Below are 16,187 nucleotides of genomic sequence, written 5' to 3'. Positions count from 1 at the left end.
AAGGAATACCAGATCCTGCGTAACGCCTCTCTGGCGGTGCTGCGCGAGATCGGCGTCGAGACCGGTGGTTCCAACGTGCAGTTCGGTATCTGCCCGGACACCGGTCGCATGGTCGTGATCGAGATGAACCCGCGCGTATCGCGTTCCTCGGCGCTGGCTTCCAAGGCTACCGGCTTTCCGATCGCCAAGGTCGCTGCCAAGCTGGCCGTCGGTTACACCCTCGACGAGCTGCAAAACGATATCACTGGCGGCAAGACCCCGGCGTCCTTCGAGCCGTCGATCGACTACGTCGTGACCAAGCTGCCGCGGTTTGCCTTCGAGAAATTCGCCAAGGCTGACGCGCGTCTGACCACTCAGATGAAGTCTGTCGGTGAAGTCATGGCGATCGGCCGGACGTTCCAGGAATCCCTGCAGAAAGCCCTGCGCGGCCTGGAAGTAGGCGTAAGCGGTCTTGATCCGAAGCTGGATCTGAGCAACCCGGAAAGCATGAGCATCCTCAAGCGTGAGCTGACCGTGCCGGGTGCCGAGCGCATCTGGTATGTGGCCGACGCTTTCCGCGCAGGCATGACCGTCGAGCAGATCTTCGGCATGAACATGATCGACCCTTGGTTCCTGGTGCAGATCGAAGATCTGATCAAGGAAGAAGAAAAGGTCAAGACCATGGGCATGTCGGCCATTGATCGTGACGTGATGTTCCGTCTCAAGCGCAAGGGCTTCTCCGATATTCGCCTGGCCAAGCTGCTGGGCGTTACCGAGAAAAGCGTGCGCACGCACCGTCACAAGCTCGACGTGCTGCCGGTCTACAAGCGCGTCGACACCTGTGCCGCCGAGTTCGCCACCGACACTGCTTACATGTACTCCACGTACGAAGAAGAGTGCGAGGCCAACCCTTCGACCCGCGACAAGATCATGATCCTGGGTGGCGGTCCCAACCGTATCGGCCAGGGTATCGAGTTCGACTACTGCTGCGTGCACGCGGCACTGGCGCTGCGCGAAGACGGGTACGAGACCATCATGGTCAACTGCAACCCGGAAACCGTATCGACTGACTACGACACCTCCGATCGTCTGTACTTCGAGCCAGTGACCCTGGAAGACGTGCTGGAAATCGTTCGCGTCGAGAAGCCAAAGGGCGTGATCGTGCAGTACGGCGGCCAGACCCCGTTGAAACTGGCGCGCGCCCTTGAAGCCGCCGGCGTGCCGATCATCGGCACCAGCCCGGACGCCATCGACCGTGCCGAAGACCGTGAGCGCTTCCAGCAGATGGTCGAGCGTCTGAACCTGCGTCAGCCGCCGAACGCCACCGTGCGCAGTGAAGACGAAGCGATTCGTGCCGCTGCCAAGATCGGCTACCCGCTGGTGGTCCGTCCGTCCTATGTACTGGGCGGTCGTGCGATGGAAATCGTCTACGAGGAAGAAGAGCTCAAGCGCTACCTGCGCGAAGCGGTTCAAGTGTCCAACGACAGCCCGGTGCTGCTGGATCACTTCCTCAACTGCGCCATTGAAATGGACGTGGATGCCGTCTGCGACGGTACTGATGTGGTGATTGGCGCGATCATGCAGCACATCGAACAGGCTGGCGTTCACTCCGGTGACTCTGCATGTTCGTTGCCGCCGTATTCGCTGCCAGCGCACATCCAGGACGAGATGCGCGAGCAGGTCAAGAAGATGGCCCTGGAGTTGGGCGTTGTCGGTCTGATGAACGTCCAGCTGGCGCTTCAGGGCGAAGATATCTACGTCATCGAAGTGAATCCGCGTGCATCGCGTACCGTACCGTTCGTCTCCAAGTGCATCGGTGTTTCCCTGGCGATGATCGCAGCTCGCGTCATGGCCGGTAAAACCCTGAAAGAGCTGGGCTTCACCAAGGAAATCATCCCTAACTTCTACAGTGTGAAAGAGGCGGTGTTCCCGTTCGCCAAGTTCCCTGGTGTTGACCCGATCCTCGGGCCAGAGATGAAGTCGACCGGTGAAGTGATGGGCGTTGGCGATACCTTCGGTGAAGCATTCGCCAAGGCCCAGATGGGCGCCAGCGAAGTGCTGCCAACCGGCGGTACCGCGTTCATCAGCGTGCGCGACGACGACAAGCCACTGGTGGCCGGCGTTGCCCGCAGCCTGATCGAGCTGGGCTTCGAAGTGGTCGCCACTGCCGGTACCGCTCGGGTGATCGAAGCCGCGGGCCTCAAGGTTCGTCGCGTCAACAAGGTGACCGAGGGTCGTCCTCATGTGGTCGACATGATCAAGAATGACGAAGTCACGCTGATCATCAACACCACCGAAGGTCGCCAGTCGATCGCCGATTCCTACTCCATTCGTCGCAATGCCTTGCAGCACAAGATCTACTGCACCACTACCATTGCTGCAGGCGAGGCTATCTGTGAAGCGCTGAAGTTCGGTCCTGAAAAGACCGTACGCCGCTTGCAGGATCTACATGCAGGATTGAAAGCATGATCAAGTACCCAATGACCGTCCAGGGCGCCAAAGCCCTGGAAGAGGAACACGCTCATCTGACCAAGGTCGTCCGTCCAAAGCTCAGCCAGGACATTGGCACGGCCCGCGAGTTGGGTGACTTGAAGGAAAACGCCGAGTACCACGCTGCCCGTGAGCAGCAGGGTATGGTCGAGGCGCGGATTCGCGACATCGAAGGCCGCATCCAGAATCAGGTCATCATCGACGTCACGAGCATCGCTCACACCGGCAAGGTGATCTTCGGCACCACCGTTGAAATCGCCAACGTCGAGACCGATGATCGCGTGACCTACCATATCGTCGGAGAGGATGAAGCTGACTTCAAACTCGGCAAGATATCGGTGGGCTCGCCATTGGCGCGCGCGTTGATTGGCAAGGAAGAAGGCGATGTGGTTGCGGTGAAGACGCCGAGCGGCGTAGTCGAGTACGAGATCGTTGAGGTCAAACACGTCTGATTGGGGGCGGATGCCATCCTGGTGGATGGCTTCGCTGGCAGGCGGGAGAAGGCAGATTTCTTCAAAGGCTTGCGCTGATCTCTATCCCGGGTTCTGGCTACGGCCAGGGCGCTGTTTTGCAGCCCCTGGCTGTGCACGCTTATTTGTAGCGGTGAATGTTGGACAGTTGTTTGTTAGGCTGCGGGTTCTTGCGATAGATCAGCGCCATCTTGCCGATGGTCTGTACCAGTTCCGCGCGACCTTTCTTGCACAGTTCTTCGATCACGGCGCGACGATCGTCGCGGTCTTCCAGTTTGATCTGAACCTTGATCAGTTCATGATCGACCAAAGCGCGGTCCAGCTCGGCCAGCACGCCTTCGCTCAGACCGTTGCCGGCAACCATCAGGACCGGTTTCAGGTCATGGCCAATGGATTTGTACTGTTTCTTCTGCTCGTTAGTGAGCGGCATAATCTGACCCTTTTCGTCTGATTCTGTAAAATTGGCGGCCATTTTACCCGAGGGCCGATGGCTCCGCCCAGTTAATCACGACGCATATCATCGAGGTGCCCCGTGGCGCAGCGTTCCAAGAGCAGCCATAACTGGCTGAGAGAACATTTCGACGACAAGTACGTCAAAATGGCACAGAAGGACGGCTACCGTTCCCGTGCCAGCTATAAACTTCTCGAGATTCAAGAGAAGGACAAAATCATCCGTCCCGGCATGACCGTCATCGACCTCGGCGCGGCGCCGGGCGGCTGGTCGCAGGTGACCAGTCGTCTGATTGGTGGTCAAGGTCGCCTGATCGCTTCCGACATCCTGGAAATGGACAGCATCCCTGATGTGACCTTCATTCAGGGGGATTTCACCGAAGATGCAGTGCTCGCGCAAATCCTCGAGGCGGTCGGTAATACGCAGGTAGACCTTGTGATTTCCGATATGGCCCCCAATATGAGTGGATTGAGCGCTGTGGATATGCCACGCGCCATGTTCCTCTGCGAGTTGGCGCTCGACCTTGCAGGCCGGGTTCTGCGTCCAGGTGGAGATTTTCTGATCAAGGTCTTCCAGGGTGAAGGCTTCGATGTGTACCACAAGGACATTCGCAAGCTGTTCGACAAGGTGCAGATGCGCAAGCCGCTGTCCTCGCGTGATCGTTCCAGAGAGCAGTATCTGCTGGGTCGTGGGTTCCGCGGGATTGAGGGTTCGGCGAGCGAAGAGCGTGGTTGAAGCCTGCCGATAGCTTTTTTTAAATGGCTTTATTCATGAAGCGTAACGAACATCTTGTAGTCAAAGTTTCACAAAGGGTTACAGACGCCGCCTGCCACACCTGCAGGATCTGTAGTAAGTTAGGCCGGTGAATATCATGCGAGGCACGCTCCAGCGTGGAGCTTGCTTCAGAGGGTAGCTAATTGAACGATATGGCAAAGAATTTGATCCTGTGGTTGATCATCGCTGCGGTCCTGGTGACCGTGATGAACAACTTCTCCAGCCCGAACGAGCCGCAGACCCTCAACTACTCTGAGTTCATCCAGCAGGTGAAGGATGGCAAGGTCGAGAAAGTTGCCGTGGACGGTTACGTCATCACGGGCAAACGCAGCGACGGCGACACCTTCAAGACCATTCGTCCAGCGATCCAGGACAACGGCCTGATCGGTGATCTGGTCGACAACAATGTCGTGATCGAAGGCAAGCAGCCTGAGCAGCAGAGCATCTGGACTCAGTTGCTGGTCGCCAGCTTCCCGATCCTCGTCATCATCGCGGTCTTCATGTTCTTCATGCGCCAGATGCAAGGTGGTGCAGGGGGCAAGGGCGGGCCGATGAGTTTCGGCAAGAGCAAGGCACGCCTGCTCTCCGAGGATCAGGTCAAAACCACGTTGGCGGACGTCGCCGGTTGCGACGAAGCCAAGGAAGAAGTCGGCGAGCTCGTTGAGTTTCTGCGAGATCCGGGCAAGTTCCAGCGCCTGGGTGGCCGTATTCCCCGTGGCGTGCTGATGGTAGGCCCTCCGGGCACCGGCAAGACCTTGATCGCCAAGGCCATCGCAGGCGAAGCCAAGGTTCCGTTCTTCACAATTTCCGGCTCCGACTTTGTCGAAATGTTCGTCGGTGTCGGTGCAAGCCGCGTCCGGGACATGTTCGAGCAAGCCAAGAAGCATGCGCCGTGCATCATCTTCATCGACGAAATCGATGCCGTAGGTCGCCATCGTGGCGCTGGCATGGGTGGCGGTCATGATGAGCGCGAGCAAACTCTCAACCAGTTGCTGGTGGAGATGGACGGTTTCGAAATGAATGACGGCATCATCGTCATCGCTGCGACCAACCGTCCGGATGTGCTCGACCCTGCGCTGCTGCGCCCGGGCCGTTTCGACCGTCAGGTGGTCGTTGGTCTGCCGGACATTCGTGGTCGCGAACAGATCCTCAAGGTTCACATGCGCAAAGTGCCTATGGGTGACGACGTCAATCCGGCGGTCATTGCCCGTGGTACTCCGGGTTTCTCCGGTGCTGACCTTGCTAACCTGGTCAACGAGGCGTCGCTGTTCGCCGCTCGTACCGGCAAGCGCATCGTCGAAATGAAAGAATTCGAGCTGGCCAAGGACAAGATCATGATGGGCGCTGAGCGCAAATCCATGGTCATGTCCGAGAAAGAGAAGCGCAACACTGCCTATCACGAGGCTGGCCATGCAATCGTCGGTCGCGTCGTGCCTGAGCATGACCCGGTTTACAAGGTGTCGATCATTCCTCGCGGTCGTGCACTGGGTGTGACCATGTTTCTGCCTGAGGAAGACCGCTACAGTCTTTCCAAGCGTGCGCTGATCAGCCAGATCTGCTCCTTGTATGGTGGGCGTATTGCTGAAGAGATGACATTGGGCTTTGATGGTGTTACGACCGGCGCGTCCAACGACATCATGCGAGCCAGCCAGATCGCTCGCAACATGGTTACCAAATGGGGTCTGTCCGAGAAGCTTGGTCCTCTGATGTACTCCGAAGACGAAGACGGCGGTTACCTGGGGCGCGGTGGTGGTGGGCAGAATGCAAGCCTGTCGGCTGACACTGCTCGCTTGATCGACTCTGAAGTACGCAGCATCATCGACCAGTGCTACGGCACAGCGAAGCAGATCCTTACCGATAATCGCGACAAGCTGGATGCGATGGCGGATGCGCTGATGAAGTACGAAACCATTGATGCCGAGCAGATTGACGACATCATGGCCGGCCGTACGCCTCGCGAGCCGCGCGACTGGGAAGGTGGTTCGGGTGCATCCGGTACCCCAACTGCCCCGGTCGGTCCCCGTCCGGAAAACCCGATCGGCGGCCCTGCTGCTGACCACTAAGGCCTGACATGACTTCTGCGCTGTACCCAACCCGGTTGCCTTGCGGCAACCGGGTTCTTGATTTGTCCCGGACTCACGTCATGGGCATCCTCAATATCACTCCCGATTCCTTCTCCGATGGTGGCCGCTACGCGCAGCGCGACCTCGCCTTGCGGCATGCCGGGGAGATGGTCGCAGCAGGGGCCACCCTGATTGACGTTGGCGGCGAGTCGACCCGGCCTGGTGCTCGTGCAGTGTCTCCGGTCGAGGAGATCGAGCGCGTCGCGCCCATTGTCGAGGCGATCAATCGCGAGCTTGATGTGGTCATCTCGGTGGACACCTCGACGCCAGCGGTCATCCGTGAGACGGCAAGGCTGGGCGCCGGTTTGATCAACGACGTTCGTTCATTGCGGCGCGACGGCGCTCTCGATGCTGCCGTCGCGACCGGTCTGCCTGTATGCCTTATGCATATGCGTGGCGAGCCCACTGACATGCAGGATGATCCGCAGTACGAGGATCTGGTCGGTGAAGTGGCCTCCTTCCTTCGTGAGCGGATGGATCAATGTATCGCTGCCGGTATCGCGGCTGACAAGATCGTGCTGGATCCCGGCTATGGCTTTGCCAAGACGCTGGAACACAATCTGAGCCTGTTCAAGCATATGGAGGCACTCCATGCGCTCGGCCGGCCCCTGTTGGTCGGAGTGTCGCGCAAGAGCATGATCGGCAAGGTGCTGGACAAGCCCGTTGATCAGCGTCTCTACGGTGCGCTGGCCCTGGCCGCCATGGCCATGATCAAGGGCGCAAGAATTTTACGTGTGCACGACGTGGCGCAAACCGTTGACGTAGTGCGGATGATTGCTGCTGTTGAATCGGCAAAATAAGAAATTTTGGAGCACCCATGACCAGTAAAAAATACTTCGGCACCGACGGCATCCGCGGTCGTGTGGGTCAATTCCCGATCACCCCGGATTTCATGCTCAAACTGGGTTGGGCGGCGGGCATGGCCTTCCGCAAGATGGGCGCATGCCGGATTCTCGTGGGCAAGGACACGCGCATTTCCGGCTACATGTTCGAGTCTGCGCTTGAGGCGGGCCTGTCTGCCGCGGGTGCCGATGTCATGTTGCTGGGGCCGATGCCGACGCCTGCCATCGCCTACCTGACGCGCACCTTCCATGCGGAGGCAGGCATCGTCATCAGTGCCTCGCATAACCCGCACCACGATAACGGCATCAAGTTTTTCTCGGGGCAAGGCACGAAACTGCCGGACGAGATCGAGATGATGATCGAGGAGCTTCTGGATGCGCCGATGACGGTTGCCGAGTCGGAAAAACTGGGCAAGGTCTCTCGAATCAACGACGCCGCAGGTCGCTACATCGAGTTTTGCAAAAGCAGCGTGCCGACCAGCACCGACTTTGCTGGCCTCAAGCTGGTAGTGGATTGCGCCCATGGCGCGACCTACAAAGTGGCTCCGAATGTCTTTCGTGAGCTGGGCGCCAAGGTCACGGTCTTGTCCGCGGCCCCCAATGGTCTGAACATCAATGATGACTGCGGCTCCACGCACATGGGCGCATTGCAGGCCGCAGTGGTGGCCGAGAAGGCTGATCTGGGTATCGGTTTCGATGGTGATGGTGACCGGGTCCTGATGGTCGATCACACCGGTGCGATCGTCGATGGCGATGAGTTGCTCTATATCATCGCCCGGGATCTGCATCAGCGCGGCCGGCTGCAAGGCGGTGTGGTAGGGACTCTGATGAGTAACCTGGGTCTGGAGCTGGCACTGGCAGATCTGAATATTCCCTTTGTGCGAGCCAATGTCGGTGATCGGTATGTCATCGCCGAACTGCTGGAGCGTAACTGGCAGGTGGGCGGGGAGAACTCCGGCCACGTCGTCTGCTTCCAGCACACCACCACAGGGGATGCGATCATCGCCGCCCTGCAGGTGCTGCTGGCGCTGAAGCGCACTGGACAGAGCCTCGCCGAATCGCGGCAGGGCCTGAAGAAGTGCCCGCAAGTATTGGTCAACGTGCGCTTCGAAGGGGGCGCCGTTGACCCTGTCCAGCACCCGGCGGTCAAGGAGGCGTGTGATCGCGTCACGGCCGCCATGGGCGGTCGTGGGCGCGTCCTGCTGCGCAAGTCCGGTACAGAGCCGCTGGTGCGGGTCATGGTCGAAGGTGAAGACGAAACATTGGTTGCTGGCTACGCCGACGAACTGGCAAAACTGGTTGCTGAAGTTTGCGCCTGATTTCGGCTTGCCAGTGTTGAAACTGTTGGGTAACATCTGCGCCCACTTTGACCGACGAGGTACAGCATGCGTCGCCCTATGGTAGCTGGTAACTGGAAGATGCACGGTACCTGCGATAGCGTCGCTGATCTGGTCGAAGACCTTGCTAATCAGGTCTTCCCGAGCGGTGTTGATGTCGCGGTATTCCCGACAAGTCTGCATCTCGGTTTCGTGGTTGAGTGCCTGGAAGATCTGCCTGTTTCCGTTGGCGCGCAGAATTGCGCACACGAAGCAGGGCCGGGTGCGCTGACCGGTGAGATTTCACCGGCTCAGTTGGTGGATGCAGGTTGCAAGCTGGTGCTTGTAGGGCATTCGGAGCGTCGTCAGATCATGGGCGAAAGCAATGAACTCCTCGTTCGCAAATTTGCGGCGGCCCAGGCAAGTGGTCTGACCCCGGTGCTGTGCATCGGCGAAACACTTGAACAGCGCGATGCCGGTAAAACGCTTGAAGTTGTCGGGCAGCAGCTCGACAGCGTCATCGAAGAGCTGGGGATCGGTGCTTTTGTAAACGCGGTAATTGCTTACGAGCCGGTCTGGGCCATTGGTACCGGATTGACTGCCTCGCCTCAACAGGCGCAGGAAGTGCACGCAGCCATTCGTGCGCAGTTGGCGAAAGAGAATTCTGAAGTCGCGCAAGGTGTGCGGCTTCTATATGGCGGCAGCGTGAAGGCGGCCAATGCGGCTGAACTGTTCGGCATGCCGGATATCGATGGGGGGCTCATTGGTGGAGCTTCCCTGAATGCAGATGAGTTCGGTGCGATCGTTCGCGCCGCGGGAAACTGAAAAAATGCTGGAAACAGTCGTAGTCGTTCTTCATCTGCTGGGTGCATTGGGCGTTGTTGCCCTGGTATTGCTGCAGCAGGGTAAAGGTGCGGACGCTGGCGCGTCGTTCGGGGCAGGTGCATCAAATACTGTCTTCGGAGGCCAAGGTTCCTCTACCTTTCTTAGTAAGTTTACTGCTATACTTGCCGCCTGTTTCTTCATGACCAGCTTGGGGTTAGGTTACTTTGCTAAAGAGAAAGCTCACCAGCTGACTCAAGTAGGTTTGCCAAATCCAGCAGTGTTGGAAGTTAAACAGAAACCGGCGGCAGATGATGTCCCGGTACTGGAAGGTCAACAGAAACCAGCCGCTGCTCCAGCTGATGTTCCTGCCGCTCCAGAACAGAAGTAACACAGGATTCGCAGTCGATATTGGGGCTGCAAAAAGAGTTGTAATGCCGAGGTGGTGGAATTGGTAGACACGCAACCTTGAGGTGGTTGTGCCCATAGGGTGTAGGGGTTCGAGTCCCCTTCTCGGTACCAATTGAACAAGTCAGCCCGCAGAAGCGGGCTTTCTTGTAGGTGGATGTGTCGGATTGACCCGAATCGGGATCAGTCGTATACTTCCGCCCCAGCTTTGTCGCGGGGTGGAGCAGTCTGGTAGCTCGTCGGGCTCATAACCCGAAGGTCGTTGGTTCAAATCCAGCCCCCGCAACCAGTTTTAGCGGAGCCCCTTTTCAGGGGCTTTTTGTTAGCTGGACACTTTATTACGCCGTTTCTCGACGGCGTTTTTCATGATGGGCGCTTTGCCCATTTTTTATTTGCACAGCATGCACGAGGGGGTTCAGGTGTCGAGCAAGCTAGAACAGTTGCAGGCCTTGTTGGCCCCGGTAATCGTGGCCCTTGGCTATGAATGCTGGGGTATCGAGTTTTCGGCTCAGGGTCGTCACTCAATGTTGCGCGTTTATATCGATAAAGAAGGCGGCGTGCTGGTGGACGATTGTGCCATCGTCAGCCGTCAGATCAGCGGTGTTCTGGACGTCGAAGATCCGATCAGCTCCGAATACACGCTCGAAGTTTCGTCTCCTGGCATGGAACGCCCACTGTTCACGATCGAGCAGTTCGCCTTGTTTGCCGGGGCACAAGTGAAGATAAAGCTGCGCTCGCCCTTCGACGGTCGACGCAACTTTCAAGGCCTTCTCCGCGGGGTGGAGGAGCAGGATGTCGTGGTGCAAGTGGAAGACCATGAATACCTGTTGCCGATCGATCTGATCGACAAAGCCAACATTATTCCCACGTTTGACTGAGACGCGGATCCCGCGGATCCAATGGCTTGCGAAAGGCGAGGCGTACGATGAGCAAAGAAGTACTGCTGGTTGTTGAGTCGGTATCCAATGAAAAAGGCGTACCGGCCAGTGTGATTTTTGAAGCGCTTGAAATAGCTCTGGCCACGGCCACCAAAAAGCGTTTTGAAGACGAAGTTGACCTACGTGTGGAAATCAATCGCCACACGGGCGTCTATGAGACGTTCCGTCGCTGGACTGTCGTCGAAGAAAACGATCTTGACGATCCGGCCATCGAAACCTGGCCGAGCAAGGTTGCCGAGACTCATCCAGGCGCCAACGTCGGCGACGTCGTTGAAGAAAAGATCGAATCCATCGAGTTCGGCCGCATCGCTGCCCAGACTGCCAAGCAAGTCATTGTGCAGAAAGTCCGCGAAGCCGAGCGCGCTCAAGTCGTGGACGCTTATCGTGAGCGTCTGGGCGAAATCATTTCCGGCACTGTTAAGAAAGTTACACGTGACAATGTCATCGTCGACTTGGGTAACAATGCCGAGGCTTTGCTGGCGCGTGAAGACATCATCTCGCGGGAGACTTTCCGTGTAGGTGTCCGCGTTCGTGCATTGCTCAAAGAAATCCGCACTGAAAACCGTGGTCCTCAGCTGATCCTGTCGCGTACCGCGCCAGAGATGCTGATCGAGCTGTTCCGGATTGAAGTTCCGGAAATCGCCGAAGGTCTCATCGAGGTGATGGCTGCCTCTCGTGATCCTGGCTCGCGTGCAAAGATCGCAGTTCGCTCCAAGGACAAACGCATCGACCCGCAAGGCGCTTGCATCGGCATGCGCGGTTCGCGTGTCCAGGCGGTTTCCGGCGAGTTGGGCGGCGAACGTGTGGATATCGTGCTGTGGGACGACAACCCGGCACAGTTCGTCATCAACGCCATGTCGCCTGCCGAAGTGGCAGCGATCATCGTTGATGAAGACGCCCACGCCATGGATATCGCCGTAGGCGCAGACAATCTGGCCCAGGCGATTGGCCGCGGTGGCCAGAACGTGCGCCTGGCGAGCCAGTTGACTGGCTGGACCTTGAACGTGATGACCGAATCGGACATCCAGGCTAAGCAGCAAGCAGAAACCGGTGACATCCTGCGCAACTTCATCGACGAGCTGGAAGTCGACGAAGATCTGGCGCAGGTACTGGTAGATGAAGGCTTTACCAGCCTGGAAGAGATTGCCTACGTACCGCTGGAAGAAATGCTCAACATCGACGGCTTTGACGATGATCGTGCCGGCAAGTTGATCATGGCCGCCCGAGCCCACTGGTTCGAGTAATTAGGCGCGGCCTGAGGAGAGAAGTGCATGACGCAAGTCACGGTGAAACAACTGGCCGATGAGGTCAAAACACCGGTAGAGCGCCTGTTGCAGCAGATGCGTGAGGCAGGTCTGCCGCACACCGCCGCCGAGCAAGATGTGACCGATATTGAGAAACAAGCCCTGCTGACGCATTTGAAAAGCGGTCACAAGGCCAAGGTGGAAGAGCCGCGCAAGATCACTTTGCAGCGTAAAACCACCAGCACCCTGCGCGTTGCTGGCAGCAAAAGCATCAGCGTTGAAGTGCGTAAAAAGAAAGTCTTCGTACAGCGCAGCCCGGAAGAAATCGAAGCCGAGCGCAAGCGTGAGCAGGAAGAGCGTCGTGCGGTAGAAAATGCCGCTCGTCAAAAGACTGAGGAAGAAGCCCGTCAGCGTGCCGCCGAAGAAGCGCGCCGCCAGCCTGCTTCTGCAGCGCAAGCTGCTCCGGCAGCTGCCGCACCGGAGTCGTCATCGGCTCCACAGGTTGCAGCTCAAGCCGCTCAGGAAGCTCCCGTGGCAGCACCTGCTCCGGTCGCCGATGCTCGCAAGAAAGACGAGCAGCGTCGTCCTGACAAACCACGTAACGACGATAACAATCGTCGTAGCGGCGGTGGTGATGGCGATCGCAAGAACGCGCCACATCGTGCTTCGGTCAAAGAGAAGGCGCCGACGCCACGCGTTGCTCCACGTACCACCGACGAAGAAAGCGATGGCTTCCGTCGCGGTGGTCGCGGCAAGGCCAAGCTGAAGAAACGCAATGCTCACGGTTTTCAGAGCCCTACCGGCCCTGTTGTTCGTGAAGTGAAGATCGGCGAGACCATCACTGTGGGCGATCTCGCTCAGCAGATGTCGGTCAAGGCTGCTGAAATCATCAAGTTCATGTTCAAGCTGGGTACACCGGCCACCATCAACCAGGTACTGGATCAGGAAACTGCCCAGCTGGTCGCCGAAGAACTGGGTCACAAAGTGATCCTGGTCAGCGACACTGCCCTGGAAGATTCCCTGGCCGAGTCCCTGAAGTTCGAAGGTGAGACGTTCTCCCGTGCGCCGGTCGTAACCGTCATGGGTCACGTTGACCACGGTAAGACCTCGCTGCTCGACTATATCCGTCGTGCCAAGGTGGCTGCTGGCGAAGCCGGTGGCATCACCCAGCACATCGGTGCGTACCACGTTGAAACCGAACGTGGCATGGTGACGTTCCTCGACACCCCTGGTCACGCCGCGTTTACCGCAATGCGTGCCCGTGGTGCCAAGGCTACCGACATCGTGATCCTGGTCGTTGCTGCTGACGATGGCGTGATGCCGCAAACCATCGAAGCCGTCCAGCACGCTGTTGCTGCTGGCGTTCCGCTGGTGGTCGCGGTGAACAAGATCGACAAGCCGGGCGCTGACCTGGACCGTATCCGCAGTGAACTGTCGGTTCATGGCGTTACGTCCGAAGAGTGGGGTGGCGACACACCATTCGTTTCGGTCTCGGCCAAAGTCGGTACCGGTGTCGACGAACTGCTTGAAGCCGTATTGCTGCAGGCTGAAGTTCTGGAGCTGGTCGCAACACCTTCGGCTCCTGGCCGTGGTGTCGTGGTCGAATCGCGTCTGGACAAGGGCCGCGGTCCGGTGGCCACGGTCCTGGTTCAGGACGGTACGCTGCGTCAGGGCGACATGGTCCTGGTCGGTTCGAACTACGGCCGCGTTCGCGCCATGCTCGACGAGAACGGCAAGCCAATCAAAGAAGCCGGTCCATCCATCCCTGTCGAGATTCTCGGCCTGGACGGTACTCCGGACGCTGGCGACGAGATGAGCGTTGTGGCTGACGAGAAGAAAGCCCGTGAAGTGGCTCTGTTCCGTCAAGGCAAGTTCCGCGAAGTCAAGCTGGCCCGTGCTCACGCCGGCAAGCTGGAAAACATCTTCGAGAACATGGGTCAGGAAGAGAAGAAGACGCTCAACATCGTCCTCAAATCCGACGTCCGTGGTTCTCTGGAAGCTTTGCAGGGCGCTCTGAACGGCCTGGGCAACGACGAAGTACAAGTGCGTGTAGTGGGCGGCGGCGTCGGTGGTATCACCGAGAGCGACGCCAACCTGGCACTGGCTTCCAACGCTGTACTGTTCGGCTTCAACGTGCGTGCCGATGCTGGCGCACGGAAGATCGTCGAGCAGGAAGGTCTGGACATGCGTTATTACAACGTCATCTACGACATCATCGAAGACGTCAAGAAAGCCCTCACCGGCATGCTTGGCAGCGACGTCCGGGAGAACATCCTGGGTATCGCCGAAGTTCGCGATGTGTTCCGTTCGCCGAAGTTTGGCGCGATCGCCGGTTGCATGGTCATCGAAGGTGTTGTGTTCCGTAACCGTCCGATCCGTGTACTGCGCGAAGACATCGTTATCTTCGAAGGCGAGCTGGAATCCCTGCGCCGCTTCAAGGATGACGCTTCCGAAGTACGTGCCGGCATGGAATGCGGTATCGGCGTCAAGAGCTACAACGACGTCAAGGTCGGTGACAAGATCGAAGTCTTCGAGAAGGTCCAAGTGGCTCGCAGCCTCTAATTCGCGAGCTTCAGGAGTCATGGCGGTCGTCGCATGCAAATGCCCGGCGTGCGCCATGCACTCTAAACGCAACGCCCGGTCCGGCTTCTGTCTGGCCGGGCGTTTGCCGCTTTCAGACCGCACAGCTTTTCAAACTGTGGGTCAGTGACAGGTAACAAGACATGGCAAAAGAATACAGCCGTACCCAACGTATCGGCGATCAGATGCAGCGCGAGCTGGCACAACTGATTCGTCGCGAGATCAAGGACCCACGCGTGGGCCTGGTCACCATCACCGCAGTCGACGTCAGCCGTGACGTGGGCCACGCCAAGATCTTCATCACCGTAATGGGTGAGGACAGCGCTGAGGAAATCAAGCAGTCGATCAAGGTGCTCAACTCGGCAGCAGGCTTCCTGCGCATGCAGCTGGCTCGCGAGATGAAGCTGCGCAGCGTGCCTCAGTTGCATTTCCACTACGACGAAAGCGTTGCCCGTGGCGCGCATCTGTCGGCGTTGATCGAACGCGCAGTGGCTGAAGATGGCCAGCACGACACCGCTGCCAAGCAAGACGGCGCGGAGGAATAACGGCGTGGCTCAGGTCAAGCGTATCCGCCGCAATGTCAGCGGTATCATCCTGCTCGACAAGCCGCTGGGCTTTACCTCCAACGCAGCCTTGCAGAAGGTTCGTTGGTTGCTCAATGCGGAAAAGGCCGGCCACACTGGCAGCCTCGACCCGCTGGCGACGGGCGTACTGCCGCTGTGCTTCGGTGAGGCGACCAAGTTTTCCCAGTACTTGCTCGATTCCGACAAGGCTTACGAAACACTGATGCAGCTGGGCAAGACCACCACCACGGCCGATGCCGAGGGTGAGGTTTTGCAAACCCGGCCAGTGACCGTTGGTCGCCCGGATATCGAAGCGGCACTGCCTGAATTCCGTGGCAATATCAAACAGATACCGCCGATGTACTCCGCTCTCAAGCGCGATGGCCAGCCGCTGTACAAGCTGGCCCGAGCGGGGGAAGTGGTGGAGCGCGAGGCGCGTTCTGTTACTATTGCGCGCCTGGAATTATTGGCCAGTGAAGGCGAGACCGCGCGCTTGGCCGTCGACTGCAGCAAAGGCACCTATATCCGTACCCTGGTGGAGGATATCGGTGAGAAACTTGGCTGTGGTGCGTATGTTGCCGAACTGCGGCGCACGCAGGCCGGACCCTTCACGCTGGCCCAGACGGTAACCCTGGAAGAGCTTGAAGCGGTACATGCCGAAGGTGGCAACGAGGCGGTGGATCGCTTCCTGATGCCTTCGGACAGTGGCTTGCTCGACTGGCCGCTGTTGCAGTTTTCCGAGCATAGTTCGTTTTACTGGTTGCATGGTCAACCCGTCCGAGCACCGGATGCGCCGAAGTTCGGCATGGTTCGGGTGCAGGATCATCAAGGACGCTTCATCGGGATCGGTGAAGTGAGTGAAGACGGGCGTATTGCGCCACGTCGACTGATTCGGTCAGAGTGACCGAACCCGTCGGGTCAGGGTTTTCCTGATGCGGCGGTAAGAGGGCGGCTGTTAACAGGCATGGTCGCTCCTCTCTTATAGATACAGGGATTTGTCCCTGGCCTGTTGAAGCTGTTTCTTTGAAACAGTTTCCTGATAAAAGGATTGCCTCATGGCTCTCGACGTTCAAGAAAAAGCTCAAATCGTTGCTGACTACCAGCAAGCTGTTGGTGACACCGGTTCGCCAGAAGTGCAGGTTGCACTGCTGACCCACAACATCAACAAACTGCAAGGTCACTTCAAG

14 protein-coding genes, 2 tRNA genes and 1 pseudogene are annotated in these 16,187 nt (G+C 58.3%); 16 read left to right on the top strand and 1 reads right to left on the bottom strand.

Annotated elements, in window-relative coordinates; all coding sequences use genetic code 11:
- Both carB and greA read left to right on the top strand, forming a co-directional pair.
- Positions 1-2,448 (top strand): carbamoyl-phosphate synthase large subunit (gene carB / locus ACI2KS_RS27840; RefSeq protein WP_404624244.1); only part of this gene is annotated, 2,448 nt, incomplete at its 5' end.
- Positions 2,445-2,921, top strand: a complete 477-nt coding sequence (greA, locus tag ACI2KS_RS27835; protein ID WP_404624243.1) for a transcription elongation factor GreA — start codon at positions 2,445-2,447, stop codon at positions 2,919-2,921. The genes carB and greA, both read left to right, overlap by 4 nt.
- Before the next feature lie 139 nt (positions 2,922-3,060).
- Here greA and yhbY read toward each other — a convergent pair whose 3' ends face one another.
- On the bottom strand, positions 3,061-3,369 hold the full coding sequence (gene yhbY, locus ACI2KS_RS27830) for a ribosome assembly RNA-binding protein YhbY (protein WP_404624242.1): 309 nt from the start codon (positions 3,367-3,369) through the stop codon (positions 3,061-3,063).
- 102 nt (positions 3,370-3,471) lie between these two features.
- Between yhbY and rlmE the strand changes: the two genes are divergently transcribed.
- The 14 genes and pseudogenes from rlmE to ACI2KS_RS27760 form a co-directional block, all read left to right on the top strand.
- The gene (gene rlmE, locus ACI2KS_RS27825; RefSeq protein ID WP_404624241.1) at positions 3,472-4,125 is read left to right on the top strand and encodes a 23S rRNA (uridine(2552)-2'-O)-methyltransferase RlmE; all 654 of its coding nucleotides are present in this window, start codon (positions 3,472-3,474) and stop codon (positions 4,123-4,125) included.
- A gap of 191 nt (positions 4,126-4,316) precedes the next feature.
- Positions 4,317-6,227 carry an ATP-dependent zinc metalloprotease FtsH gene (gene ftsH, locus ACI2KS_RS27820; RefSeq protein WP_404624240.1) on the top strand — a complete coding sequence of 637 codons (1,911 nt, stop codon included), beginning with the start codon at positions 4,317-4,319 and terminating at the stop codon, positions 6,225-6,227.
- An 8-nt stretch (positions 6,228-6,235) separates the two neighbouring features.
- The gene (gene folP, locus ACI2KS_RS27815) at positions 6,236-7,087 is read left to right on the top strand and encodes a dihydropteroate synthase (RefSeq protein WP_404624239.1); all 852 of its coding nucleotides are present in this window, start codon (positions 6,236-6,238) and stop codon (positions 7,085-7,087) included.
- Positions 7,088-7,104: 17 nt separating this feature from the next.
- Positions 7,105-8,448, top strand: coding sequence for a phosphoglucosamine mutase (gene glmM / locus ACI2KS_RS27810; protein WP_404624238.1), 1,344 nt, complete (start codon positions 7,105-7,107; stop codon positions 8,446-8,448).
- A gap of 66 nt (positions 8,449-8,514) precedes the next feature.
- Positions 8,515-9,270 carry a triose-phosphate isomerase gene (tpiA, locus tag ACI2KS_RS27805; protein ID WP_404624237.1) on the top strand — a complete coding sequence of 252 codons (756 nt, stop codon included), beginning with the start codon at positions 8,515-8,517 and terminating at the stop codon, positions 9,268-9,270.
- Between the two features lie 4 nt (positions 9,271-9,274).
- The gene (secG, locus tag ACI2KS_RS27800) at positions 9,275-9,658 is read left to right on the top strand and encodes a preprotein translocase subunit SecG (RefSeq protein WP_404624248.1); all 384 of its coding nucleotides are present in this window, start codon (positions 9,275-9,277) and stop codon (positions 9,656-9,658) included.
- A 45-nt stretch (positions 9,659-9,703) separates the two neighbouring features.
- A tRNA-Leu gene (locus ACI2KS_RS27795) sits at positions 9,704-9,789 on the top strand.
- 98 nt (positions 9,790-9,887) lie between these two features.
- Positions 9,888-9,964 (top strand) — tRNA-Met (locus tag ACI2KS_RS27790).
- Positions 9,965-10,094: 130 nt separating this feature from the next.
- Positions 10,095-10,553, top strand: a complete 459-nt coding sequence (gene rimP / locus ACI2KS_RS27785) for a ribosome maturation factor RimP (protein ID WP_404624247.1) — start codon at positions 10,095-10,097, stop codon at positions 10,551-10,553.
- Between the two features lie 47 nt (positions 10,554-10,600).
- Positions 10,601-11,839: pseudogene (gene nusA / locus ACI2KS_RS27780) on the top strand (transcription termination factor NusA); the annotation flags it as partial.
- Positions 11,840-11,884: 45 nt separating this feature from the next.
- Positions 11,885-14,419, top strand: a complete 2,535-nt coding sequence (infB, locus tag ACI2KS_RS27775; protein WP_404624236.1) for a translation initiation factor IF-2 — start codon at positions 11,885-11,887, stop codon at positions 14,417-14,419.
- A gap of 161 nt (positions 14,420-14,580) precedes the next feature.
- Complete coding sequence (gene rbfA / locus ACI2KS_RS27770) at positions 14,581-14,982, top strand: 30S ribosome-binding factor RbfA (protein WP_404624235.1); 402 nt, start codon at positions 14,581-14,583, stop codon at positions 14,980-14,982.
- A gap of 4 nt (positions 14,983-14,986) precedes the next feature.
- Complete coding sequence (gene truB, locus ACI2KS_RS27765) at positions 14,987-15,904, top strand: tRNA pseudouridine(55) synthase TruB (protein ID WP_404624234.1); 918 nt, start codon at positions 14,987-14,989, stop codon at positions 15,902-15,904.
- A gap of 151 nt (positions 15,905-16,055) precedes the next feature.
- Positions 16,056-16,187, top strand: a 132-nt coding sequence (locus ACI2KS_RS27760) for a 30S ribosomal protein S15 (RefSeq protein WP_404624246.1), incomplete at its 3' end; no start/stop codon positions are given.

Source organism: Pseudomonas sp. NPDC087358 (genome assembly GCF_044900785.1).
Lineage (GTDB): Bacteria > Pseudomonadota > Gammaproteobacteria > Pseudomonadales > Pseudomonadaceae > Aquipseudomonas.
This window is presented reverse-complemented; position numbering and strand designations above follow the sequence as displayed.